Annotated in this window: 22 protein-coding genes and 1 tRNA gene; 15 read left to right on the forward strand and 8 right to left on the reverse strand. The window is 60.3% G+C overall.

The genetic code is table 11. The annotated features are described in order from the left end of the window. Positions 1-23 precede the first annotated feature (23 nt). Complete coding sequence (locus DW037_RS05935; RefSeq protein WP_117629030.1) at positions 24-1001, reverse strand: L-lactate dehydrogenase; 978 nt, start codon at positions 999-1001, stop codon at positions 24-26. 211 nt (positions 1002-1212) lie between these two features. On the opposite strand from DW037_RS05935, the gene metA reads away from it, so the two are divergent. Continuing rightward, entirely contained in the window at positions 1213-2139 is a 927-nt protein-coding gene (gene metA / locus DW037_RS05940) for a homoserine O-succinyltransferase (RefSeq protein ID WP_117629029.1), read from the forward strand. A 42-nt stretch (positions 2140-2181) separates the two neighbouring features. Here metA and DW037_RS05945 read toward each other — a convergent pair whose 3' ends face one another. The 4 genes from DW037_RS05945 to DW037_RS05960 form a co-directional block, all read right to left on the reverse strand. Next, on the reverse strand, positions 2182-2778 hold the full coding sequence (locus DW037_RS05945; RefSeq protein ID WP_117629028.1) for a 5-formyltetrahydrofolate cyclo-ligase: 597 nt from the start codon (positions 2776-2778) through the stop codon (positions 2182-2184). A gap of 128 nt (positions 2779-2906) precedes the next feature. Then, entirely contained in the window at positions 2907-3236 is a 330-nt protein-coding gene (locus tag DW037_RS05950; RefSeq protein WP_117629027.1) for a type II toxin-antitoxin system HicB family antitoxin, read from the reverse strand. Beyond that, positions 3229-3492 (reverse strand): type II toxin-antitoxin system HicA family toxin, encoded by a 264-nt coding sequence (locus DW037_RS10885; RefSeq protein WP_117629026.1) that lies wholly within the window; start codon positions 3490-3492, stop codon positions 3229-3231. Before DW037_RS10885 ends, DW037_RS05950 begins: the two co-directional genes overlap by 8 nt. Positions 3493-3889: 397 nt before the next feature. Then, the gene (locus DW037_RS05960) at positions 3890-6928 is read right to left on the reverse strand and encodes an insulinase family protein (protein WP_118372982.1); all 3039 of its coding nucleotides are present in this window, start codon (positions 6926-6928) and stop codon (positions 3890-3892) included. A 526-nt stretch (positions 6929-7454) separates the two neighbouring features. On the opposite strand from DW037_RS05960, the gene DW037_RS05965 reads away from it, so the two are divergent. The 3 genes from DW037_RS05965 (at position 7455) to DW037_RS05975 (ending at position 10777) form a co-directional block, all read left to right on the forward strand. Next, on the forward strand, positions 7455-8930 hold the full coding sequence (locus DW037_RS05965) for an ATP-binding protein (protein ID WP_118372983.1): 1476 nt from the start codon (positions 7455-7457) through the stop codon (positions 8928-8930). 129 nt (positions 8931-9059) lie between these two features. Next, a complete protein-coding gene (locus DW037_RS05970; protein ID WP_158571950.1) occupies positions 9060-9725 on the forward strand; it encodes a PilZ domain-containing protein in 666 nt (221 codons plus the stop codon). Positions 9726-9730: 5 nt separating this feature from the next. Further along, the gene (locus DW037_RS05975) at positions 9731-10777 is read left to right on the forward strand and encodes a hypothetical protein (RefSeq protein ID WP_118372985.1); all 1047 of its coding nucleotides are present in this window, start codon (positions 9731-9733) and stop codon (positions 10775-10777) included. A 48-nt stretch (positions 10778-10825) separates the two neighbouring features. Here DW037_RS05975 and DW037_RS05980 read toward each other — a convergent pair whose 3' ends face one another. After that, entirely contained in the window at positions 10826-11338 is a 513-nt protein-coding gene (locus DW037_RS05980) for a hypothetical protein (RefSeq protein WP_118372986.1), read from the reverse strand. A 397-nt stretch (positions 11339-11735) separates the two neighbouring features. On the opposite strand from DW037_RS05980, the gene DW037_RS05985 reads away from it, so the two are divergent. From DW037_RS05985 to DW037_RS05995, 4 genes are all read left to right on the forward strand, one after another. Further along, positions 11736-12488 (forward strand): hypothetical protein, encoded by a 753-nt coding sequence (locus DW037_RS05985; protein ID WP_118372987.1) that lies wholly within the window; start codon positions 11736-11738, stop codon positions 12486-12488. Between the two features lie 96 nt (positions 12489-12584). Then, entirely contained in the window at positions 12585-13541 is a 957-nt protein-coding gene (locus DW037_RS05990; protein WP_118372988.1) for a hypothetical protein, read from the forward strand. A 28-nt stretch (positions 13542-13569) separates the two neighbouring features. Beyond that, entirely contained in the window at positions 13570-13701 is a 132-nt protein-coding gene (locus tag DW037_RS10845) for a hypothetical protein (RefSeq protein ID WP_255413691.1), read from the forward strand. Between the two features lie 145 nt (positions 13702-13846). Continuing rightward, complete coding sequence (locus tag DW037_RS05995; RefSeq protein ID WP_118372989.1) at positions 13847-14929, forward strand: HNH endonuclease; 1083 nt, start codon at positions 13847-13849, stop codon at positions 14927-14929. A 550-nt stretch (positions 14930-15479) separates the two neighbouring features. On the opposite strand, the gene DW037_RS06000 is transcribed toward DW037_RS05995, so the two are convergent. Continuing rightward, complete coding sequence (locus tag DW037_RS06000) at positions 15480-16178, reverse strand: DUF5710 domain-containing protein (protein WP_118372990.1); 699 nt, start codon at positions 16176-16178, stop codon at positions 15480-15482. Positions 16179-16585: 407 nt separating this feature from the next. Between DW037_RS06000 and DW037_RS06005 the strand changes: the two genes are divergently transcribed. Next, on the forward strand, positions 16586-17599 hold the full coding sequence (locus DW037_RS06005; RefSeq protein ID WP_147352012.1) for a hypothetical protein: 1014 nt from the start codon (positions 16586-16588) through the stop codon (positions 17597-17599). Positions 17600-17962: 363 nt separating this feature from the next. Here the strand turns inward: DW037_RS06005 and DW037_RS06010 are convergent. Further along, a tRNA-Val gene (locus tag DW037_RS06010) sits at positions 17963-18037 on the reverse strand. Between the two features lie 230 nt (positions 18038-18267). On the opposite strand from DW037_RS06010, the gene DW037_RS06015 reads away from it, so the two are divergent. From DW037_RS06015 to DW037_RS06040, 6 genes are read left to right on the forward strand one after another with little or no spacing between them, the layout of a single operon-like run. Next, positions 18268-19152 carry a hypothetical protein gene (locus tag DW037_RS06015; protein ID WP_118372992.1) on the forward strand — a complete coding sequence of 295 codons (885 nt, stop codon included), beginning with the start codon at positions 18268-18270 and terminating at the stop codon, positions 19150-19152. An 11-nt stretch (positions 19153-19163) separates the two neighbouring features. Beyond that, positions 19164-20000 carry a hypothetical protein gene (locus DW037_RS06020; protein WP_118238356.1) on the forward strand — a complete coding sequence of 279 codons (837 nt, stop codon included), beginning with the start codon at positions 19164-19166 and terminating at the stop codon, positions 19998-20000. A gap of 13 nt (positions 20001-20013) precedes the next feature. Next, a complete protein-coding gene (locus DW037_RS06025) occupies positions 20014-20991 on the forward strand; it encodes a hypothetical protein (RefSeq protein WP_118372993.1) in 978 nt (325 codons plus the stop codon). 2 nt (positions 20992-20993) lie between these two features. Then, positions 20994-21797: a hypothetical protein gene (locus DW037_RS06030; protein ID WP_118372994.1), complete on the forward strand. Its 804-nt coding sequence runs from the start codon at positions 20994-20996 to the stop codon at positions 21795-21797. A 60-nt stretch (positions 21798-21857) separates the two neighbouring features. Then, positions 21858-22604: a signal peptidase I gene (locus tag DW037_RS06035; protein WP_118372995.1), complete on the forward strand. Its 747-nt coding sequence runs from the start codon at positions 21858-21860 to the stop codon at positions 22602-22604. Next, complete coding sequence (locus tag DW037_RS06040; RefSeq protein WP_118372996.1) at positions 22597-24306, forward strand: hypothetical protein; 1710 nt, start codon at positions 22597-22599, stop codon at positions 24304-24306. The genes DW037_RS06035 and DW037_RS06040 overlap by 8 nt, the downstream gene beginning before the upstream one ends. The last annotated feature ends 61 nt before the right edge of the window (positions 24307-24367 follow it).

Consider the following 24367-nt stretch of genomic DNA (forward strand, 5'->3'; position numbering starts at 1 on the left):
GCAAGGTTGCGGCAGCCAGCGGCCTACTTTGCGTCGTAGGCCTCGGTGTCCCACCAGTCGAGCTGGGCGATGTTGTCGCGGATGTGCTGGCAGCTCTTGTGGAAGCCCTCGAGCTCGTACTCGGACAGGTCGAGCGTGTAGACCTCCTCGACGCCCTCGGCGCCGATCACGCACGGCAGGGAGGTGAAGATGCCCTCCTCGCCATACTGGCCGGTCATGAGCGTGGAGGCGGAAAGCACGGCGTGCTCGTTGTGCAGCACGGCGGCGCAGACGCGCGCGGCGGAGTTGGCGACGGCGTACTCGGTGCACTGCTTGCCCTGGTAGGTCACATAGCCGCCCTTGCGCGCGAGCTCCTCGATCTCCATGTGGTCGAAGGCGTACCTGTCGGGGTTTTCGGCCTGAAGCTCGTTAAGGCTCTTGCCGGCGATGGTCGCGGACTTAAAGGCGGCCAGCTGGCTAAAGCCGTGCTCGCCGATCATGTAGGCGTCGATGGACTTGGGGCTCACGCCGACCTTCTTGGAGATCTCGGTGCGCAGGCGGGCGGAGTCCAGGCCGCAGCCCGAGCCGATGATCTTCTTGGGATCGTAGCCGGTCAGGTGCCACAGCTCGGTGCACACGACGTCGCAGGGGTTGGAGATGCTCACGAAGATGCCGTCAAAGCCGGCGTCGACGATGCGCTTGGCAAAGGTGCGGGCGGCGTCGGTGGTAAAGAACAGCTCACCGTCGCGGTTGCCGGCGGCCAGCGCGACCTTGCCGGCAGCGTTGACGATGACGTCGCAGCAGGCCAGCTCCTCGTAGTGGTCGTAGCAGTTGACGATCTTGGTGTTGTACGGGACAAACGAAAGGGAGTCGCGCAGGTCCTGGACCTCGGATGTCACCTTGGTCTCGTTGATATCGCACAGGTACAGCTCATCGGCAATGCCCTGCATGAGCAGGCTGTTGGCGACATGTGCTCCTACGTGGCCCTGGCCGACCACACCGATCTTACGCGTCTGGTACATATATGTATCCTTTCGGCCGAGTTTCTCGCGTCGAACCATTGTAGCCTTCTGCCGTCACTTTGCTAGGCTAAAGCGAAGTAGATTTTTGGGACATGCTTTAATCTCTACTTTTGGAGTGATTTGGGCCGCTGGCGACATCGCCGGGCGATGTGCTCGCGCGGATGGGGCCGCTCGTTGTACCATAGCTGCAACTGACTCGTAAGGAGCATCCATGCCCATTCGCATCCCCGACGCCCTCCCTGCCGCCGCGCAGCTCGAGAGCGAGAACATCTTTGTCATGACCGAGTACCGCGCGCTGCACCAGGACATCCGTCCGCTGCGCGTGCTCATCCTCAACCTCATGCCCACCAAGATCGCCACCGAGACGCAGATCATGCGCAAACTCTCCAACACGCCGCTGCAGGTGGAGGTGGACCTGCTGCGCACCAAAACGCACGAGGCCACGCACGTGAGCGCCGGCCACCTGGAGACGTTCTACCGCACGTTCGACGACATCCGCGACATCCACTACGACGGCCTGATTATCACGGGCGCGCCCGTGGAGCAGATGCCGTTCGAGGAGGTCGACTACTGGCCCGAGCTCTGCCAGATCATGGATTGGTCCACCACGCACGTGCACTCCACGCTGCACATTTGTTGGGGCGCGCAGGCGGGGCTCTACCATCATTACGGTATCCAGAAGTACGACCTGCCGGCAAAGGCGAGCGGCGTATTTGAGCATTATCTGGTGAAGCCGCAAAGCCCGCTGGTCCGCGGCTTTGACGACCGCTTCTATGCCGTGCATTCGCGCAACACCGATGTGCGCCGCGAGGACGTGGAGGCCGAGCCGCAGCTTGAAGTCGTGGCCGTGTCCGACGAGGTAGGCCTGTATATCGTCAAGTCGACCGACAGCCGCCGCTTTTTTGTCTTTGGCCATCCCGAGTACGATACCGACACGCTGCGCCTGGAGTACGAGCGCGACGTGAAGCGCGGGCTCAACCCTCAGGTGCCGGCGCATTACTTCCCGGGCGACGATCCCACCGCCGAGCCGCGCAACGTCTGGCGCAGCCAGGCTCAGCTGCTCTACACCAACTGGCTCAACTACTACGTCTACCAGACCACGCCCTACGACCTGGCCCGCGCCGGCGAGGAGCACTAGACTGCGATGGTGCTGCTGTAGCCGTGGCTGATGTGGCGGCGATTAGGCGCTGATGATGTTGGGCAGCGGCAGGTCGTGGGCATCGGTGGGGATGTGGTCGACGTGCTGTTCGTCAAAGGCGATGCCGACGATTTGACATACGGGCGAGAGCATGGGCAGGTAGCGGTCATAGCAGCCGCCGCCGTAGCCTAGGCGCATGCCGGTGCGGTCGAATGCTACGAGCGGCACGACGATCATGTCGAGAGCTTCGGCAGGCACGATAGGGAAGCGGCTGCTGTCGATGTCCGTGGCCGCAAAGGCCCGCGTGGGGTGGGCGATAAACGGAGCCGCGTCCGCGTCGCCGGCAGCAACTGCCCGCATACACATGCGCTGGCCACAAGCTGCGGCGTCTGTTGCCGAGAGCATGCACGGATAGGCCACGCGCCAGCCACGTTTGGCGGCAGCTGCGGCAAACGCGGCTGAGTCGACTTCGGAACCCATCGCGGCATAGACGGCAACGGTGTGCGGCGCCGCGGCATCCAAGCGGCCCAGCAGCTCAACCAGCCGCGCACAGATATCAGCAGACTTCGCCGCCCGCAAGTCCAAATCAAGAGCATCACGCCGAGCAATCACCGCCCGCCGCAACTCAGCCTTGTCCATCCCGGCTTCCTCTCCCAAACCTACCAAAAAGGGACAGGTTTATTTTGGCAGGTTTTATCTGGGCAAATGTCGAAACCACCACAAAGGTGCCTGTCCCCTTTGTGGTGGTTTTGGCCCATGCGTTAACGCTATAACGCCGCGGCGATTGCTTCGGTCACAAACTTATTGAGTGACTCGCCCTTCTTTGCCGCCGCCAGTGCTGCCTGCTTGTGAAGCTCGGAGCCTGTTCTCACATTGAACGAGCCCTTAAAAGCCCGCTCTGGTTCCTTGCCCTTTTCGGCACAAAACTCAAGGTAATCGTCGACGGCGTCGTGGAAGCATTGCTCCACTTCTTCAGCCTTGGAGCCTTCAAATACAATTGCGTCCCTAATGCCGGCGACCATACCTGTTAGTACATGCTGCTCGGCATCGAACTCGACTGGGGCGAAATAGCCCTTGTATGCCAAAACGTTACTCATGACTGCCTCCGACATCCTGCAGAAATCGAACGATGTTTCGAATTGTCCCCGCTGTCAATTCGTCAGATGGATGAGGCGCGTGCATCACGAACATCCTGCCATCTGAGGGCCTGTAGAAGCGAATGCGCGATCCGGATGTCTTGCCTTTGCTGTCCATTTCAAAGCCATATGAGGCCATGACTTTTAAAAAATCGGCATACCGATACGTCGAAGGGCAGCTAAACAGTTGGGCGATGAGTTTATCGGCTCGAGTCATCCCGCCTCACATTCTGCAACTATATTCTAGTTGCAATTTAAGTCCGATGCAAACACTCATAATATAGAACATGTGTACGTATAGAACAAGTGTTCGAATCACCACTGAGAAAGGGGACAGGCACCTTTGTGGTGGTCTGTGCTGTGGAGTGGGCGTCTGCGGCAGTTCGTCTCGATCTGTAACAGTAACTCGGCAAAAATGGGCCTAGCTGTTACAGATCGAGACAAAGAGCCGGCGACATTCGGAAACGTCTCGATCTGTAACATCTGGAGCCGATATTGCCGTCTAGATGTTACAGATTGAGACAAACCGCCGCGGTGGGCTGCGCCGCCCCGCCCAAGCCGCAGAAAAAAGGTAGATTTTCAGGCATGTCCCAAAAATCTACCTTTGCTGTGCGTTAGCCCAGCAGGTCGATGACGTTAAAGCCGGCGTTGCTCTTGGCGATGACGTCTCGGCCGCCAAAGACGCAGGTGGGCGACGCGGCTGCGATGCGCGTCACATCGGCGCCAAGCGAGCGCAGCTCACCGGGTGTGGCCGCAAGCATCTGGGCGCGGCGCTCCTCGCGGGCGTGCGGATCGAGTCCAGCCAGGTAGGTCGTGTTGCGGCGTTTGGTGAGCGCGTACGGCTTCACGGGCGCGTCCATGCCGCTCACGCAGCTCACGATAAAGCCCTCAAAGGCGGCCTCGTCGGGCTCAAAGCTGCCGAGCCATTCGCCCGCGCGCGCCACGCGCTCAATCGAGGGGTCGATTGCCGGGTCGCGGTAGGTGTAGAACGCCGCCTGACGCTCGCCGGCCGCGCGGAATCCGCAGCCGTACGCGCCACCCTTAACGCGGATCTCGTTCCACAGGTAGTCGTAGGAGAGCGCGTTGGCGGCAACCGCCCAGGCGCCCGTCACGTCGAGCCCCAAGCGACGTGGGTCGCACGCGCTTGCCGCAAAGCAGATGTCGCTGGGGATGACAAAAGCCTCGTGGCGGTCGCACGGCGTCGGCACCACGAGCGCGTTGCGGCCGGCATCGGCGCCGTCGCCTGCGCCAAGCCCCAGGTCGCCCGCGGCATCCCAGTACGCGTCAAAGTCCTCATCGCTGCCGGTAAAGCTCGCCATACAGCCGTCGGCCACAAAGATGCGGTCTGCCAGCTCGGCAAGCTTGGCACGCAGGCCGTCCAGGCGCTCGTCAAAGTGCTCGAGCAAATCGCGCAGGAACAGGTAGAAGTCCACGCCCGAGAGCTGTTCGCGCACCACGGCCGAAGGCGAGGTGTAGCTCATCGCGCGGCCGAGTGCCGCCGAGTGTCCGTTGTTGATAAAGCCTTGCTCAAGCCCAATGCGAATCTGCGTGAGCACGTCGCGCACGCGGTCGGCGTCAGCATCGAGCAACAGCGTGCTCGACCACACCTCGCGCGGCAGGCTCGCCAGCGCATCGATCTTCTCGGACAGGGCGCCGGCGCTCACCAGCAGATAAGGGCGCACGCCGTCCACGTCGGGCTGGGTCATGACCTCGGTCGTAAAGCTCAAAAAGCCCAGCTTGCCGGCGAGCAGATTGTCGAGTTCCTCGGCCGAGTGCTCGCTCGTGGGCAGCTGTTTGAGCAGGCGGCAGAGCAGCGTCACATAGGGCAGGTCCTCAAATGCGACGCAGCTCAGGTCGAAATACTGCATGGCGTAGGCCAGGCGGTTGGTGGGGATGCCGTGGCGCAGGCAGGGGATGGGCGCGGTCGTGTCTACGACCAGCGGCGGCTCGGGGCGCGCCTCGCCAATGTCGGACACGCGCAGGCGCGGCAGCGTGGCCTTGTCCTCGGGCGTGTCCTCGGCCTCCTGCGCGGCACGCAGCGCAGCCGTGCGCTCGACCACGTCGGCCAGCTCGGCATCGGTCATGGCGTCGCGCTTGGCTGCCAGCTCGGCAGCTTCGGCGCCCTCCGAACCCTCAGCGGCGTCCACCGGAACCAGCTCGACCAGCGCCATGTGGTCGTTCTCCAGCACGAGCTCGCGCAGAAGGTCCTCAAAGTAGCTGCCTTCCAGCTCGCCGCGCAGCTCCTTGTACACCGGGCCATACTTGAGTGCCAGCGTCGCGGCGTCGTCATCGTAGAGCCACGTGCTCAGCGCGTCGCACGCAATGGCCACGCCGTCGGCGATACCGTAGTCGCGCTGGCGCAGGTCGTATTCGTTGCTGCTGATGATGGCTTCCAGGCGCTCGCGCGGAACGCCGTGCTCACACAGGTCGCGGCAGGCGTCCTGGAACACGCGGCGCAGCTCGCGCGCCACGCCGGGCTGCGCGTTTTGCAGCATGATGAGCTCGTAGGGCTGCAGGCACTCGGCCGCGGTGTAGCTCACCACGTTGCCGCCCAGGCCGGCGGCCAGAATGGCCTTCTTAACCGGTGCTTCGTTGGAGCCCAGCAGTGCCTCGAACAGGATATCCGCCGCGATCGTGCGCTTGCGGTCGAGTGCGCTGCCCAGCACAAGGCCCAGGCCCACCAGGGCGTTCTCGGGCGTGGTGGCCATCTCGACGCGCTTGTACTCGCAGGTCACGGGCGTCTGCACGCCCAGCGGATTGGGTGCCAGCGCGGACGGGTCCTCGCCGGCGGCAACGGCAGCGTCCATGCGGCGGCTCGCAGCGCTCGGCTGCGACAGATAACGCTCGTCCAAAAACGCCAGCGCGCGGTCCACATCTAGGTCGCCGTAGAGCGTTATATAAGAGTTGGAAGGATTGTAGTGGCGCGCGTGCGTATCCAGGAACTGCTCGTAGGTGAGCGCGGGAATCGCGCGCGGATCGCCGCCGCTCTCGTGCGCATAGGCGGTGTCGGGATAGAGCGCGGCGTTGACGGCGTCGTCCAGCACGCTCATGGGGTCGGACAGCGCGCCCTTCATCTCGTTGAACACTACACCGTTATAGCGCAGCGTGCCCTCGCGCAGGCTGGCGGCGCTGCCGTCGCCGCCAGCGCCCTCCGGCAGGTCCAGCTCGTAGTGCCAGCCCTCCTGCTCAAAAATGGTGGGCTTGGTGTAGATCGCCGGGTTGAACACCGCGTCCAGGTACACGTCCATCAGGTTGTACAGGTCCTGCTCGTTGGTGGTGGCAACGGGGTAGATAGTCTTGTCGGGGTAGGTCATGGCGTTGAGGAACGTCTGCATGGAGCTCTTGATCAGGTCCACGAACGGCTCCTTGACGGGGAACTTGGCCGATCCGCACAGCACCGAGTGCTCAAGAATATGGAACACGCCGGTGGAATCGGCCGGCGGCGTCTTAAAGCCAATGGCAAAGGCCTTGTTCTCGTCGTCGCACGCCAGGTACAGCAGGCGAGCGCCCGAAGCGGTGTGGCGCAGCACGTAGGCGTCCGAGTCGAGCTCGGGCACGGTCTCGCAGCGCTCGACGGCAAAGCCGTGGCAGGTGGTGCCGGGTACCAGCAGCGCGGCGGCAGCGGCGCGCGGGTCGGTTGAGGTGGTAGGCATATGCAGTCTCCTTTGACGCCCCAGCGGGGGCGAATCGAGTCGAATCCACGAGAGTATACCCATATGGGACCCTCGACCAATCTGCCGGATGAGCATGGATTTTCGGACACACGAGCGTGGAAATTCGGACGCAAATTGAACGAGAGTGGATTTTCGGACGAAATCGGCCGCCAAAAGCCCAAAAACCGTCCAAATATCCACTCTCGATTCCCGCTCGTCCATCACTCACGTATCTCTCATCTCTCATTCGTCACTAATATGAGAGATAACTGAAAGACGAGAGATAAATATGAGAGATAACTGAGCGGCAAAGAGACAGGCAATCATGGTATTGTCTCAATACTTATTGTTCTACCAGTAAAAACATGTTTAAATGAAACAGATGGCAGAGATCTTATCTTTCATCTCTCACTTATCTCTAATATGAGAGATAGCAGTAAAATGAGAGATAATTACGAGAGATAGCTGAGAGACGAGAGAAATCCATCCGCGGCACACCCGCAGGACCGAGCGAAAGGACATGCAGATGAACGAAAGCGAGCTGGCCGGCCTGCTCGAGTCATTAAAGCGCATGGGCTCGGATGACCTTAGCGTCGAAGTGAAAGAGAGCGCTACGGCGCTTTCCCGCGACGTATGGGAAACGGTCAGCGCTTTCGCAAACACTGCTGGCGGCATTATCGTGCTCGGAGTGAGCGAGCGCGCGGGTTTTGTCCCAGTCGCAAACTTTGAGACCGAGAAAGTGCTCAACCAATTCGTGGCGGGCATGGGCGATGCCGGCGGTCGCGGAAAACTGGCCAATCCGCCCAAATACACTATTGAGCGCGTGGAGCTTCGGGGCACCGTGGTTCTCGTTATCACGATTGAGGAGCTCGACCCGTCGAGCAAGCCATGCTATGTGATAGAGCGCGGCGCCCAGGGCGGCAGCTACAAACGCATCGATGACAAAGATGTTCCGCTCTCGTCGACCGAGGTCCTGTCCTTGTCATCGTATGAACGGACGAGCCCCAGTGATCGCGATGCAGTGCCCGGCGCGGTCGCAGGCGATCTTGACGAGGCCCTGGTCGACCGCACGATAGAGCGTGCTTTCTCACTGACACCCCGTGCGATGCGCGGCGCGCCGGACAAGAAAACGAAACTGGAGCGCCTGAATTTCCTCGACTCCCAGGGCAATGTCACTAAAGCCGGGCTCCTGGCTGCGGGTGCCTATCCTCAGCAGTTCTATCCCAAGCTCTTTATCGATGTGGCGGTCTATGCCGGAACGCAGAAGGGCGCGGCGGGGTCGTTGAGGTTCATGGACCGTACGATCTGCGAGGGAACGTTGGGCGAGATGATTTCGGATGCTGTCGCGGCTGTCGCCAAAAACCTGCGCCGCACCGCGACCGTCCAAGGCATTTCGCGTATCGACTCGCTGGAGATTCCCGAGGAGGTCCTGCGTGAGGCAATCGCCAACGCGGTTATCCACAGGGAATACGGGGATCGGTTCTGTGGGCAATCGATCGCCGTCGACGTATTTGACGATCGTATCGAGGTGGTGAACCCCGGCGGCCTATACGGAGGAAAGACTCGCGAGAACCTGTTTGACGGCAGCTCCCGATGTCGCAATGCGACGCTTGTGAAGCTCATGTCGCTTGTTCCATTGCCCGACGGTGCGGGCTCTCCTGCCGAAGGCAACGGATCGGGCATTCCAATGATGCTCGATGCCATGCGTGCGCACGGTCTGGCCGAGCCATTGTTTTGCCCGGGTTTCGACCGGTTTAAGGTTGTCCTCTACCGAGCGAAGGTTGAGCAAATCGATCATGGCGGGGACTTAATTGTGGCGGCACTCAAGCGCAACGGCGAACTGGGAACACGTGAACTGGCGGAATGCACGGGGCTCACCGTCTCCCAGGTTAGGGTACGCGTCAATGCGCTTATCGCGCAGGGCAAGCTAGAGCCTACGGCCGCGACGACGAGCCGTAACCGCAAGTATCGACTAACAGGGCGTGCAGGGCAGATGCGCTAGCGGCTGCCGCGCCTCACATCCGCGCCATTTCACGCGCTGCACATCGAAACCTGCGGCAAAGCAGTTACAATAGCCCAATGTGCATCGCGCACGACGATGATATCGGCGCCCGCGACTGGGGGAGAAAACATGGCAGAGCAACAGATAACGCCGGGGACCAAGCTTCAGGTGGCATTCGACGTGCCCATGGGCCAAAAAACCGACTTCAACATGCTCGCCACGTACAAAGAGAACCTGGACGAGGCGTACTTCCTTATGAGCGCGCCCATGCTCGCCGGCAAGCCGCTCATCATGGACGAAAACCAAAAGCTGCTGCTGCAGTACAAAGTGGGCGAGGAGACGTTCGTGCTCGCCGGCTATCCCGAGTCGGTCGAGAAAAAAGGCATCCGCACCTACTGGAAAATGCGCAAAGTCGCCGAGCAGCGCACCTTCGTCAGGCGCCGCGACGAGCGTTTTAAGGTCGCCATGCGCCTGACCTACCAGCGCGACAACGCGCTGACCCCTGAGCCCGAGGACGCTATGACCATCGACGTTTCGGCCGGTGGTCTGGCCATCTACCTTAACGATTACCCCGACGTGGGCGAGGCCCTGGCCGTGCAAATGCCCACGATCCGCCTGCAGGGCGAGCGCCACGAGCTGCCCGGGCAGCTGGGCATCGTGTGCTGGGTGCGCCGCGCGCCCAAGGGCAGCCTGTACCGCAACGTCTGCGGCCTGCAGTTCCGCTACGCCGACGACATGGAGCGCGAGCTCGTCAAAGAATATGTCGGCTACATTCGCACCAAATATAAGATCTGATCGCCATGGCTCTGTTCAAGCGTAACGACAACAAAGATCAAGCTGCCGAGGACGTGGCTGAGCGCCAGTCCGAGCCCAAACCCAAACGCAAGCCCAAGCCCAAGCGCGACCTCCGCGGCGTCGTACGCATCGAGGAGCTGGAGCAGGCACTGGCCGACCAGGACCTCGACGACATCGACCCCGACGCGGTCGTGTCCATGTACATGCCCAAGCGCCGCATGGAGCGCATCGGCGCGGCGCTGCTGCGCATGGACAAGCTGCAAAAGGCCCTCGTGGTGCTGGCGCTTGCCTTTGGCGTGTTGTTCGCCCTGTCGTTTATGCAGGAAAACATGGGCAACTTCACCATCAACCTCAACCGCCTGGAGCTGTTCCGCCGCGGCGTGGCCATTGCCGACAACGGCGACTTTAACAACGCCACCGCACGCTTGGCGGCCGACGCCGTGGACAACGGCACCAATATCGCCGCCGAGGACCTACCCGACAACTTGGACGACGTCGACGGCAGCCACAACGGCAAGAACTACGTGGCGTACACCTTCTATATCCGCAACGCCGGCAAGATCGATCTGGGCTACAGCGCCAAGCTCAAGGTGGTCAGCGCCAGCAAGGGCGTGGAGAAGGCGGCGCGCGTGCGGGTGTATCGCAACGGCAAGCCCACCACCTACGCGGCTGCCGCGGCCGACGGCAATCCCGAGCCCAACACCGAGCCGTTTGCGTCCAAAGACGTGGTGACGACCATTAGCCACGCGAACTTCCGCGTGGGCGACGTGGACAAGTACACCGTGGTCATTTGGCTGGACGGCGACGACCCGGAGTGCGTGGACAAGATCATCGGCGGCGCGGTGGAGTTCGGTTTCGATTTCGATTCGTCTGAGACCGACGATTCGAGCCTGTTCGTTAAGTTCGTGCAGGATATTGCCGACACCCTGACCGGCAACGACCCCATTAGCGCGAGCGGCAACGAGGCGCCCGATTACTACAAGGAGCACAACGTGACGTGGAGCAACCGCCGCAACCAAAAGAACTCGCCCGCAGGGGACGGGGACAAGTAGAACGAACAAGCGCCGGGCCGGGATTGAATTCCCGGCCCGGCGCTTTTGCTATACAGAGTCGTTGTCGTTAGAGGTGCCGCCGTTGCCCGCGGCGGCATCCAGCAGGAACAGTCGCAGCGCGAGATTGATCGCGTAGCCCGGTTTGACCTGCGCGGCGTCACCCATGCGTTCGCCCAGGTCGCCACAGTAGGCGTAAACATCGCGGATGAGGTCCGCGCCCGAGAGGGTAAACATGTAGCCCGCGTCCGAAAGCGCGTTGGGTGCTGCGGGCAGTCCCGCGGCCGCACAAAAGCTCGCAAGGTCGGGACCCATGACGGCCTTGTAGTCGATTGCGGCGCCACGGTCCTGAGCGGCCTGCTCCTGCTCGCGGGTGTACGAAAGCGCTGCCGCCAGCACAAAGCTGGGCGTGGGCGCGTTGACGTCGTCGGTGGTGGCGACGAGCTTACCGGCCGCTTGCGTGACCAGCCAGGCGACTTCGCGCTGACAGCGAACGGCCTTGCGCGTCACCGGCTTGATCGATCCGGTAGAAACGCTTCCCTTGGGTTGATTGGCGGCAGGCATGGGCCCTCCCAACAAATAGCCCGTTTAGCAGGCAAAAAATACACGGTCTGCACCAGTATAGCGAGTGGGGAAGAGCTAGGGCGAAGCTCGGCGGAGGGCGTATGCATGCGTTGACATGGCGCTGCGGTCGCAAGCCTTAAGAGGGACTTATGACTGCGCGGGAGAGAGATCAAATAAGGTAAACGATGTTCACATAGCACCACAAATAACCCGAGGTAGACCCATGAATCTGCCGGAATGTAGGCTGTCGAAAACTCATAAGGAAATCGTAAGAATTGTGGTATTCTCAATTCCATGTCTAAAGGATGGGCAAGCAACATCCAACACGAAAGCGCGGGCTCCCCTTCCGGGCTTCTCGAGGGTCATCTGGGATGAATGGGGAAAGAAAGGGGTCCGTATGGATACCAAGGCATTAAAGAAGCAGATGGGCGCTGCCATCGCTATGGTCCTCGTGGCAGCCGTAGCCCTCGGCTCCGCCACCTTCGCATGGTTTGTGAGCAACAACGAGGTTACCGCTAAAACGACGGGCGTGAAGGCGCAGTCCAATACGGCATTCATGAGCATCGAATACAAGAAGACTGCAATCGGCACTACGACGACCAATAACGTTGACTGGACCGATTCTGAGGTTGCTCTTTACCCTGCCGAGGTTCAATCCGATGGCGCCACAGCTCCGGCCCCGAAGTTCGTGACTGCATATGGCACCACGACGACCAATGGCGCCAGGAAAGGTGACTACACCGAAGTTGGCGATGCCGCTAAGGCTGTGACGGATAAATATGCTGTAGGCGAAGCGAATAATTACAGCATCAGCTCTGCTGGCGTCGATCTTAGCGACCTTAAGATTGATAAGATTGATGTTACTACGGGTGCCGATAAGGGCTTGAAGGATGCAATTCGCGTTCTTGTCGTTGGCCCTGATAACTGGCAAGTTTGGGGTCCTGACGGAAAGAAGCTCGAGGGCACTACCGATAAGGCTCTTGCCGCCAAGGTTGCCAAAGATGCCGATACCCATGTGAGCGTGTACGTCTACTACGATGGCAATGATGTCGCCGTGACCACTGCTAATCTGGAAAAGATTCTCGACTCCGTTGGCGTTACGATTCAGTTCAGCGCCACTCAGCCTACGACGGTTTCTGCCGGGGCATAAGCCATATTGAAGCATTTGCTTAATAACGGGGTTCGGCGCAAGGCGCTGCGCCCCGTTAGTCTTATCGACCGAATTGCAACAAGGAAACAACTTCGTATGTCATCGCGCGTGAAGCAACTCAAAAAACAGTTAGCCGTTTCCGCCATTTCGGTGGTCATGGCGTGCGTTGCTTTAGGCTCGGCAACATATGCGTGGTTCGCATTCAATAACACCGTCTTCGCCAGAACGGCAGCCGTGACGGCTATGGCCAATGGCATGACGCTGCAAATTGTTGCGGGCACAACGCCCGACCACGGCAAGGACAACGATACGGTTGCGTTCGATAGTACGACCGCCCATGAAATCAGCCCTTCTTCGACCGATGATGCCAAAACGTGGTTCGTTCCCGCGTCGTGGGGCGATGGAGCCTTGGTTACGTCGTACCAACTCGCCAATGGGCTCGACGCGGCAACGGGCAAATATACCGTAGGCGGCAAGACCTTTTACGCGTATAACGTAAGCACCTATACGGTTTACACCGTGCGTGACACGGGCATTGCCGATGTCTATTTGGACGGTTCGGCCGATGAGGGTGCTATTTCTGTAACCTCGAATGGGCAGCCGCTGAACGATAAGGTTGCGCGCAGCATGCGCATCGGCATCTCGACGGTTGACGCTCAGGGCAACGAGACGTTGAAAGTTGTCTATGCTCCAAGCGAGCCCGCCGGATCGGGCAACGATGCGTACTCGAGGCAGAATGGCATTGCGGGCTGGACGGCGGTTGCCGACGCTTCGAGTACAAAGGTCGCAACGTATAAGCATTTGTTCGGTACGACGTATGTTGATCAAAATGGCGGTAACTGGGCTGCGACAAAAAGCGGCAAAAACTTCGATGCGCCCGTGGAAAATCCAGCGGCGCTTGCCACACATGTTGACTACAATGGCGTAATTTTGAAGGTCTATATTTGGCTCGAGGGCACCGACGCCGATTGCGTTAATACGGCTGCGAGTGCTGTCGATGAGGGTCTTTCCTACGACGTAACCCTGCGAATGGTTGGCACGAATTCGCAATAAAGCTACGGCTTTCGCTAACGGCACGAACATGAAGGTTGCCGTTTGGATAGAAGGCGCCGACAACGATTGCCAGAATATGTCTGGCCTCGACGTTGGCGAAGGAAGCCCGACCTTTGATGTAACGGTTAGCCTGGTCGGCATCGTGCCTGATTCCAAGTAGACTTAAGCCGCCAGCTAAATATGCCTAAAAGGGGCCGCTTCAATCGAAGCGGCCCCTTTTGTGTGGCTGTCTGGTGCAAACACTTTGTCGCATATCGCTCGGGATCGGCGATAATGTGGGGAACTGTTCTTTCTGGAGGTTCCTTATGGACGGCATTGCTTCTAGTGTTCCGCTGATTGCTCAGCCGAGTTATGACCGCGCTTGTAGCCTTGTGCCGTCTGAGTATGTTTTGGCTTGGGAGTGGTTCTTGCGCGAGGAACAGCGTGGCGAGATTTGGGAAAAACTACCTCATAACATTAAAGCTGATAGCCCCCAGTATCCTTATCGCATGACGATTGGCTCTGAGACCTTTTGCGTTTCTCGTCAATCAGGTATTTATTGGCCGGGTCGTGGACGCATCAAGCACCCTGTGGAAAAGACCTTTGCGCTTTCGGTGCATAGCTCTATAAGTGGGAGCTATTCCGATGTTCCCCCGCTCTATCTTGAGGACGGCACGTGGGTGTTCAAGTATTCATTGCAAAGTGCTTCGGTCGAAAGCTGGCGCAACCAGCGCTACAACGAAAAAATGATCAACTGCATGGAGTGTGGCGTTCCCGTTGGCGTGTTCTTTGCAACAAGCGCTGGCTACAAGGTGCTAGGCCTAGCATTCGTTGAACGCTACGAGCCGGAGAACAACTGGTTTGTGTTGCATGGCCCCGTCCATAAGGGTGGACCCGATGCGCGGTTCTTCCCCGATATGAGCTACATGAAGGAGGCTCCGGTCGCGGCGGAGTTTTCTGGCGCTCCGGCGAGCGACGATGAAAAGGTTCGCTACGCGCTGCGTCGTGAACGAATCGGCCAGCAGCGTTTCCGCAATCAGCTCTTTGAGGCCTATACCGGTCGATGTGCCGTCTCGGGTTGCAATGTCGGCGAGGCGCTCGAAGCCGTGCATATCGAGAATTACTCGGGTCCCAAGTCGCAGGTTGTCAGCAATGGCATCCTGCTGCGCCGCGATTTACACGCGCTGTTCGATGCTCATCTGATTTCGTTCGAACTGGTGCGCGGTGACTATCAACTTTGCGGGTCGTACCTTCTGCAGCATACGGACTATGCAGCATTTGCAGGGTCGGCATTGCGCGAGCCGGACGAGCATCGCTTGCGACCCAACGCTCGATTCCTCGAAGCCCACCGCGCCGAGTTCGATTTCTCGGAATCGCGACGTCGGGCGGAAGCTGTTGCTCCGTATTAAGCGGGTGCTGCCTGTCGCAGTCCAATCATGTCGATTGATCGGATCGCATCGCGCCGCATCGAGAGCTGCGCGATCCTGTCATCCTCTCCTCAACAGCTAAAACGGGAAAGGGGAGACCATGGGATGGCGAAGTGATATCGCACGAGGCGTGTACGGAAACCTACCGCGAGCGTTAATGGACCGGAGTCTGTTTCCACTCGTCGAGGCCACCTGCGGCCAAATCTGTCTGTCCTGCCCTCGCTGTGGCGCAGACCTCCCATGCCTAGACATCAGTTTCATCGACACCCGCGACAAACATGCTGTCGACCCGCGGGCTCGAACAGGCCTGCGTCTTCTAGTCTATCCTCAGCAATGCCCAACTTGCGGATGTGCCATTGCCTATGACGATGCGGAGTCATAGCTTCGAAGACTGAATATCTAGTCGGGCAAACCCGGTGATTCGACATTTTCTGCGTTATACCAACAACTCAGCTACCTGCGCATACTCGATTTTCGAGGAATTCCACACTCGATTTCCGAGGATAACTGGACTCGATTTTCGAGTTTTGCCCTACAGGTAAATTCCCTCGCACAGGGTCTTGTGGAACTGGGTGTGGTGGTCGCGTGCCCAGGTGAAGAGCGCCTGGTCGTAGTTGTCGTGACTGTCGGGGATGCCATAGACGCCGGCGACTTCAACGCGCACGAACTCCAGCGCGGGTAGCTTGTTGATGGCCGTGAGCGCAAACGGCGACGTGGGCTCCTCGAACAGGTAATGGCTGCCTTGCAGCGCGCCGCAGCCGGTGCAGGTGCTGGCGAGCGATACGGTCTTGGTGGTGCGCGACGTTGTGGGCTTGTAGCCACAGCGCTCGCGCAGGTAGTCGCGGATCTCGGCCGGCACGCAACCCAGCGCGGGGACGATGGCAACGGCGTTGGCGCGAGTGGTGTCGATCGCGATGTGGCCCGCGTCGTCCATGGCGGGCGCGCCGCCGGGCGCGGCCTTGCTGCCCGAGTCCTCGGCCGCCCAATACGGAATGCCAAAGGCCGCGACCGTTGTCTGCTCGTGGCACTTCCAACACTCGCGCTTGCCCAGCACCAGGTAGATGTAGGGCGCGCTGGAGTCGGAGCGATCCACGCCGGGCAGCCACGCGGCAAAGGGCTCGGGGTTGACGCCATCGGGCACGTACCAGATCTTCTTGGCCCGGTCCCACTTGGCGCCCAGGGCCTTGGCCTTGTCTTTGTGCGAAAAGGGAACATCGAGCTCGGTGCGCATGGCGGCTCCTTTGTGCGGCTTGCGGTGCATGTGCTCCAAGGATACCCCAGCGGCGGGTGCGTGGTCGCTAAACGAGCACTTCGACCGCCCGAGAAGCCGCGGAGCATTTTGGCGAGGGTGCACCGTCAAGTAAATGGGCAAGCAAATGGTCAGCTTTTGGTCAGTTGAGCGGCAACCTTGCCAAAAGCTTGACGGATTTGCATATAGACGTCGACGAATGAACACTTTGGTTGCGCCGCGGCAAAAAACTGCTGGTCGTTTGCCGAAAACTCGCCAGGACCGCCAGCGGCCGCCGATGCGCGTGCTATCTTCGCGCCATGGGTTACTTTATCGTTTCACATAACGCTGCGTTGGCGCTTTTGGCGCACCTGCCGAACCCTCGTTTTGGGGATTCGGAACCAGAGGTCGTGTCGATTGCAGGTGCCTGTGCGCTGTTGGACCAAGAGGCGCAGGATTTTATCGATCGCTATGATCTGGGGATCCAAACGCTGGATTTGCTGGTGCCATCGCGTGCCGACCGTCGGCAGAGCAAGCATGTTAAGACGCACCTGTGCACCAACGAGCTCCCGGCGGGCTCGTTTATCTCGCTGGGCCACTGGATGGGCGGCCTGGATGCGTATGTGTGCTCCCCCGAGCTGGCGTTTGTGCAGGTTGCGCACGACGGCTCTGTGGCCGAGGCCATCTATGCCGGCTATGCCATGACATCGAACTACCGGTTGGATAACCTTGCTCCCGGCGGGGTGACAAGCAGGGATGGGGGCATGCGCGATGGCAGGCTCACGACGAAGGAGCTCATTGCGGCGTATATCGAGGCGTCCCCAAAGGTAAGGGGTCTCGCGAAGGCAAAGGCGCTGCTTGCGTATGTGATCGAGGGATCGCGCTCTCCGAGGGAGTCGGGGCTGTGCATGTTTATGTCGCTGCCTGCGCGCTGCGGCGGGTATGCATTGGGCAAGGCCGAACTCAACAAGAAGGCTTTCATTCGCGATGGACTCAACGATGGGCGCGAGCGCAAACTGCGCGTGTTGGAGCGCACGCCCGACATTACGCTTACGGCTAAAGTCGAGGTGGGCAGGGATAAAGTAAAGGCCGGGCTGCTGCCAGAGGTGCTGACCGCGATGGTCGACTACGACAGCGATGCCATTCATGACGGCCGCGAGAAGATCCACAAGGATGCCGAGCGCCGCAACGAGTTGGAACTGCTTGAGGGAGTAGCGTATTTTACTGTGACAACCGACCAAGCAAATGACTACGACAAGCTCGTTCGGCTGTGCGAACGCATCCGACGGAAGCTGCATCGGAATAAGCGCCCCATCTTTAACAAGGCGATGAGTGCAGAGCAGCGATATTTTGCCCATGCGCGTGCCGAAACGAAGCGATTTTGGCTCTGGCAAGCCGTTATCGATGCGCATCAGTATTGGTAGGGGGCGGTAACAGGGGGTTAGAATTAGCGGCCATATATCCAGATCTAATACTTTTCCCGAGAAGTGAACGAGCCAGAATGGACCCCCGAAATATCGACACTTTTAGGGGCCCGTTTCCTGCGGTTTTGCTGCTGGAATCCTGCGGTTTTGACGTCAAAAAGTGTGGATGCTCCAGGGGTCCAAATAAGCTCGTTCACTTCTCGGGAAAAGTATTAGACCTCAATTTAAAGAGGGTTACTTATATGTGACTGCGAGACCCATTCGGGTTTGATCGTGGCGATTGCTGGGGCTGTTTGGGCGCTTTGGGCTCGGTCGCCGTAAAACAAAACAGCTCAGAGGCGAAGCCTCTGAGCTGCGAACATTTGGTGGGCGTTAGAAGATTTGAACTTCTGACCTCTTCCGTGTCAGGGAAGCGCTCTCCCCCTGAGCTAAACGCCCGATCAAGGGTGCGCGAGTGCGCACGGAATAATATAACGGAGCTCCCACCCAGTGGCAAGAACTATTTTTTAAAAAGCGGCGATTTGCGACCCTATCCGCCCCGATGCAGCGCGAACAGCACGTGGAAAGTTGCGTTTGTACCCCCGATGAACTGCACATTCGCGTAAAATAACTCCATTATGGGCAAATGGTGTCCAGGTAGTTTACAACGCGGCAAATGGGGGAGGGGCATGTCGGACGCGCGTTCGCTGCAAAAACAGTTCAATCGCATGCTCGCCATGTTGCTGGTGGCCCTTGCTGCTGCCGGAGCCGTAACATATGCCTGGTACATCTACAACGCCAACCGCCACATCACCGACGTCAAGATGGCCGCCGGCACGGGCGTGACCTTCCTCATCTCCAACGAGTACGACGGCGAATACAAAACCAACGCCGGCCTGAGCTTTTCGGGCCTGCTCGATCCCGTCTCGACCGACAACGTGCTCAACGGCTTCCAAAAGGTAACGGGCTTTACCGGCGAAACCACCCAGGACTCGCTCTTTGCCAGCATGTTTGGCGCCGCCGAGCATTCCGACTACTACAAGACTTCCCTGTACCTGGCCACCAACTCGGCCGCGACCGACGTGTACCTGTCGGGCATCGACTTTACCGAGCAGGACACGGCAAACCCCATCTCTACCGCTCTGCGGGTGGGCCTGGTTACCTATGCGCCGGGGCAGGGCGATACCGTTACGGGCCAGTACATCTTTGAGGTCTCGGGCGAGCGCAATCCCCAGGCGCGCTACAACACGCTCGACGGCAAGGATGCCGGCGAGAACGAGCAGAATCACCTGGTGCTCGACAGCACCCGCTCCGATGGAACAACGGTTCATTTTGTCCAGCTGACCAGCGCAAGCTTCTGCGACTACAACGAAGACACCGGCATCGTGAGCCTCAAGGAGGCCACGACCAAGATCTGCAGCCTGCCCGCCGCTGCCGAGGGCGCCAACCGCAGCACGCCCGTGCGCGTGGATGTGTACGTGTGGCTGGAAGGCTGCGACCCCGACTGCACCAACAACCTGGCCGCCACCAGCCTGCAATCTCTGGCGCTGCGCTTTGCCGGCAAGCGTTCGTAAGGGGGCTGGACATGAGTGCATCGAACATCAAAGACATCCTGGGTTCGCGCCGTCGCATGGTTGCCGCGGCCGCATGGATGTTGGTGCTGGTGGCAGCCCTGAGCGCGGCCACTTACGCTTGGTTTAGCAACTCGCGCTATACCAACGTGACGCCCGTGGCGCACACGGTAAGCGACGAGGGCTCCGACCTGCAGATTGGCCTTTCGGCCAACGGGCCCTGGGACACGACGGCAACGCTTGCCGCCGCCGACAAGACACTCTATCCCATCTCGACGGCAGACCTTTCCCGCTTTTGGCGCGGCACGTTCCAAAACGCCGCCGGCGTTACGACCGACTACGCCGACTGCACCGCGCAGCTGGACGACTACGCCCTTTCGGGCACGCTGTACCTTAAGGGCAGCGATAGCGCGCTCAACGTGTACCTGTATCAGGGCCAGATGAGCGTGACGAGCGACCCGCAGCTGCTGGCCGCGCTGCGCCTGGGTCTGGTCATTACAACCCAGTCGGGCACGCAAACGCATATCTTTACCTGCGACGATCTGGGCAATACCGCGGGCGCCACCAGTAGGCGCACCACCGCGCAAGACGGCGTGGTCGTGGCAGCTGGCGCCTCGGGCTGGACCTACACCGCCGATCCCGCACGCGCCATAAGCGCCTACAGCATGGACGGCACCGGCGACACGCCCACGGCGCGCGCAGCCGCCACGCCCATCTGCACGCTGGCCGCCAACGAGGTGGCAAGCGTTCGCTACGTTGTGTACATGGAAGGCTGCGACGCCAATTGCATCGACGAGGCCCAGGCCCGCGATGTGGTGCTGCAGCTTGCCTTTGCCGCGGCCAAGGCATAAGGGGGCGAGTGGCATGCAAGATAAGAAGCAGGTGCAGCTAGACGGCAGCGAGGCAGAGACGGCGCGCGTCAACACGGCGGCAACCGCCGCCTTCGAGCCCACCGAGCCCGCAACCACCACCCGCCGCCACACCCGCCGCGCGTGTGCTTACATTGCACTCGTTATGGTGGCTCTCGCCGCCACTTTGGGCGCCGCCACCTACGCGTGGTTCACGAGCAACATGAAGGTCAATACCAACTCGGTGAGCGTGCACAGCGACACGTCCAAGCTGGTGCTGGAGCTGGGCGACGCCGATCGCGGCAGCTGGTCGCAGCAGGGCGATGTTTCCCTGACTTCCAATGCGGCTGGCGCCGTGACGCTCTACCCGGTCTCGACCTTCGATCTCAACGGCTTTGCTGCCTGCGCGCAAAACAACTCCGCCGGCGATGCCACGGTGTTTGAGCAGGCAAAAGACAACGGCTCCGCGTTCTACCACGGCTGGATCAATCTGCGCCCCACCATTACCGGAACGGGCGCCAGCAAAGTAAAGGGTAAGGTCAGCTTGTATCTGGCCGAGTCGTTGGTTCCCCAGGGTGCCGATGCCGAGCTGCTGCGCGCGGCCCGCGTGGGCATAAAGATCTCGAGCGGCAACCAGGTGCTTGCCACCAACATCTTTGAACTCGACGGCTCCGATAGTGGTCACCGCGCCGAGCACCCGGCGACTGCCCCTGCAGGCCTGGCGGGCTACACCGAGGGCATGCTCCTGGGCTGGCAAAACGGCCAGCTCGCTTGCGGCACCAACGTGACGCAGGACCCTGCCGCCTTTACGTTGGACACGAGCGAGACGGCCACGCGCCCGCAAAACGCGCTCGCCACGCTGGGGCTTGGCCAGACCTATCGTTTGGACATCTATTACTACATCGAGGGCACCGACCCCGATAGCGCCGACTATCTGTATCAGGATCCGGGCACCTTGCACCTGGCGCTCTTTGCGACCTTGGACGGTGAGTAGCCATGACGCGTAAGCAACCCGCCGCCAACTGCACGCCCGCCACCGGCAAGCCCGACGCCGCCGCGCCCGCCGACACCGACCTGCGCCGCAAGCTCGCCACCACCGTGGTGCTGGTCCTGTTTGCCCTGGTGGCGATAGCCATGGCAACGTTCGCCTGGTTCTCCATCGCCGATAGCGCCAAGACCCGCATGCTCATGATCGACGCCAACGCCGACGGTTCGCTGCGCTTTGACCTGGACGAGCATGCCACCTTCGAAGAGTACGTCCACAGTCTGAGCTTCGACCAGATCTCGGTGCGCATCGCCAGCGAAAAGGGCGTGGACATCGACGCGTCCAAGCTCAAACCCGTCACCACGAGCGACTACCAGACCTTTACCTTCGAGGACGGCTCCACCGCCGATCCCGCCACCGGCGCCTACCTGGAGTTTACGCTGCACTTTATGAGCAGTACGGACCTGCGCGTTCGCCTGACCGGGCAGGATGGCGACGGCGGCGTGTCCGGCACGCGGTTTAGCTCCGACACGCAGGGCATGGCCAGCGCCATGCGTATGAGCTTTACCGCCGATGGTCGAACGTGGGTCTACAACCCTAACGGGGGCGGCGGTTCATCTGGCTCGGCCACCGTCTTTGGGCTCGACTCGGGCGAGGCGACCGCGGCCAGCGACATGTTCGACCTGATAACAGAAACGGACAAGCCGGTAACCGTTCGCATATGGCTCGAGGGAACGGACCCAAATTGCACTAATATGCTAAAGGGAGCTAACTATTCGGTTTCGATGCGCTTCGAGGGCATCGAGGAACAGTAGATATGCACGGCGGCCACCGGGCCGCGCACGACCTAGACAGACACGGTAGTAAGGGACATCATGCAATCTGTTAAAAAAGTCGCATCCATCGCGCTGAGCGTCGTCATGTGGATCATCATCCTGGTGGCGGCCCTGTATGCGTTTACCACGCTCGCCACGCGCGAGGACGGCAGCGTCTCTGACATCGCCGGCTTCACCCCGCTCGCCGTGCAGTCCGACTCCATGGCGCCCACGTTTAACAAGGGCGACCTCATTTTCATCAAAAAGTGCGACACCTCCAAGCTCGAGGTGGGCGACATCGTGACGTTCCATACCATCATCGACAACGAGTACGCGCTCAACACGCACCGCATCGCCGCCATCGACGAGGTCAACGGCATGCGCAGCTTTACCACCAAGGGCGATAACAACGACGTGGCCGATACGCACATCATCAGCGACGGCGACATCGTGGGCAAGTACGTGTTTGCGTTGCCGCAGATGGGCAAGGTCATGGACTTCCTGTCCAGCTCCATGGGCTTCCTCATTGTGATTGTGCTGCCCATGCTGTTGTTCTTTATCTACCAGGTGTATCACCTCATCGTGGTGGGCATGAACCTCAAGCGCGCTATGGCCGAGGAGGACCGCCTGGCCGCCGCGGCTGCCATCGTGGACGCCGAGGGCAAGGGTGACACTACCGTCACGGCCGATAACGCCGCCGAGCAGCTTGCCCAGGCCGAGGCCAAGCTCGAGGAAGCCCGTCGTCTGAAGGCCGAGGCCGAGGCGGCGATGAACGCGACCAAGCAGGAGGGTACCGACGGTGAGTGAGTTTCTGGGATTTGCCTGGGAGCTGCTGGCAAAGGTCGTCTACAACGTCGTTGCCGTCGTGAGCTCCATCCTTAACCTGCTGGTGTTTGGCTGGGTTGAGTACTTCAACATCTTTATGACCTACTTCACCACGTTTGACCTGGTGGGCAAGATCGGCGCGGTCATTCTGTTTGCCATGCTCATCGCAGTTCCCGTGCTGATTGTGGCCATTCTGATCCACCACTACCGCATCAACCGTCGCCTGCATCGCGACGACACGTCCAACAAGGCGCTCTATCGCGAGATCGGCCGCCTGAACAAGCAGGTGCTCGACCTCATGGACGAGAAGAACAAGTTGCTGGCGCTCAAGGTCAATGCCATGGGCGGCACCAAGCAGATTCCGTACGTGGGCGCCTCGGCCTTGGCCGACGACCACCTGCCCACGGTGGGCAACGTGGTGGGCGCCGCTGCGGGCGCGGGCACGGTCGCAGGCGCGGCACCGGGCGAGGCCGTCACGGCCGCCGTGGTGTCGGGCAACGCATCGCTCGCGCTTGACGGCGCGGGCGTCAAGGACGCCGCAGCCGCCATGGCCAAGGCAACCGTTGAGGCCAAGACCCTCGCCGAGGAAAAAGAGATTGCGCAGGCCAACCGCTTCCCCAAGTTGTCCCTTGTGGACCTTAAGTACCGCGACTGGGAATCGCCGGTCTACGACGATGCCATCTCGCTGGAGGACTTTGTCGACAGCTTCCGCGCGTTCGCCTGCAGCCAGATGAAGCTCTACTACACGCCCGAGATCATCCGCCGCTTTGTGGCCGGCATGGCCGCCTCCAAGCTGCTGATCCTGGAAGGCATCTCGGGTACCGGTAAGACATCGCTGCCCTACAGCTTTAGCCGCTACCTGGACAACCCCGCGACCATCGTGTCGGTGCAGCCGAGTTTTCGCGATCGTACCGAGGTGCTCGGCTACTTTAACGAGTTTTCCAAGCGCTTTAACGAGACCGAGTTCCTCCGCGCCGTGTACGAGGCGGGGCTTCGCCAAGACCCGTCCATGATCGTGCTCGACGAGATGAACCTCGCCCGCGTGGAGTACTACTTTGCCGAGATCCTGTCGGTGCTCGAGATGCCCAGCCATGACGAGTGGGTGCTCGATCTGGTGCCCACCCAGTGGGCCGCCGACCCCAAGGGCCTGCACGACGGCAAGCTCACCATCCCCGACAGCCTGTGGTTTATCGGCACGGCCAACAACGACGACTCCACCTTTACCATCACGGACAAGGTGTACGACCGTGCGATCCCCATCGAGCTCAACGAGCGCGCCGACGCGTTTGAGTGCGAGCCGCACGAGCGCGTGCACGTGACGGCCGACCACCTGCAGTATCTGTTCCAAAAGGCCAAGGTCGAGTATGTGATCGACGAGGAGCTGCTCCAGAAGATGCACAAGCTGGACCAGTACCTGCAGACCCGCTTTAAGCTGGCCTTTGGTAACCGTATCATCAAGCAGATGTACGACTTTATCCCCGTGTACGTGGCGTGCGGCGGCACTGAGCTGGGCGGCATGGACTACATCATCGCCCGCAAGGTGCTCAAGAAGTTTGAGTCCATGAACGTGAGCTTTGTGCGCGACGAGATGAAGGGCCTGATCGAGTACATTGAGAAGACCTTTGGCGAGGGCGGTCTGCCCGATTCCGTCATGTACCTGCAGCGGATCCAGAATTTCTACTAATGTCGTAAGCGCGGGGCGACGTGATGTCGCCCCGCCCCTTTCCGATCGATCCAATCTATGG

It is taken from the genome of Collinsella sp. AF39-11AT (genome assembly GCF_003474585.1).
Classification (GTDB): domain Bacteria; phylum Actinomycetota; class Coriobacteriia; order Coriobacteriales; family Coriobacteriaceae; genus Collinsella.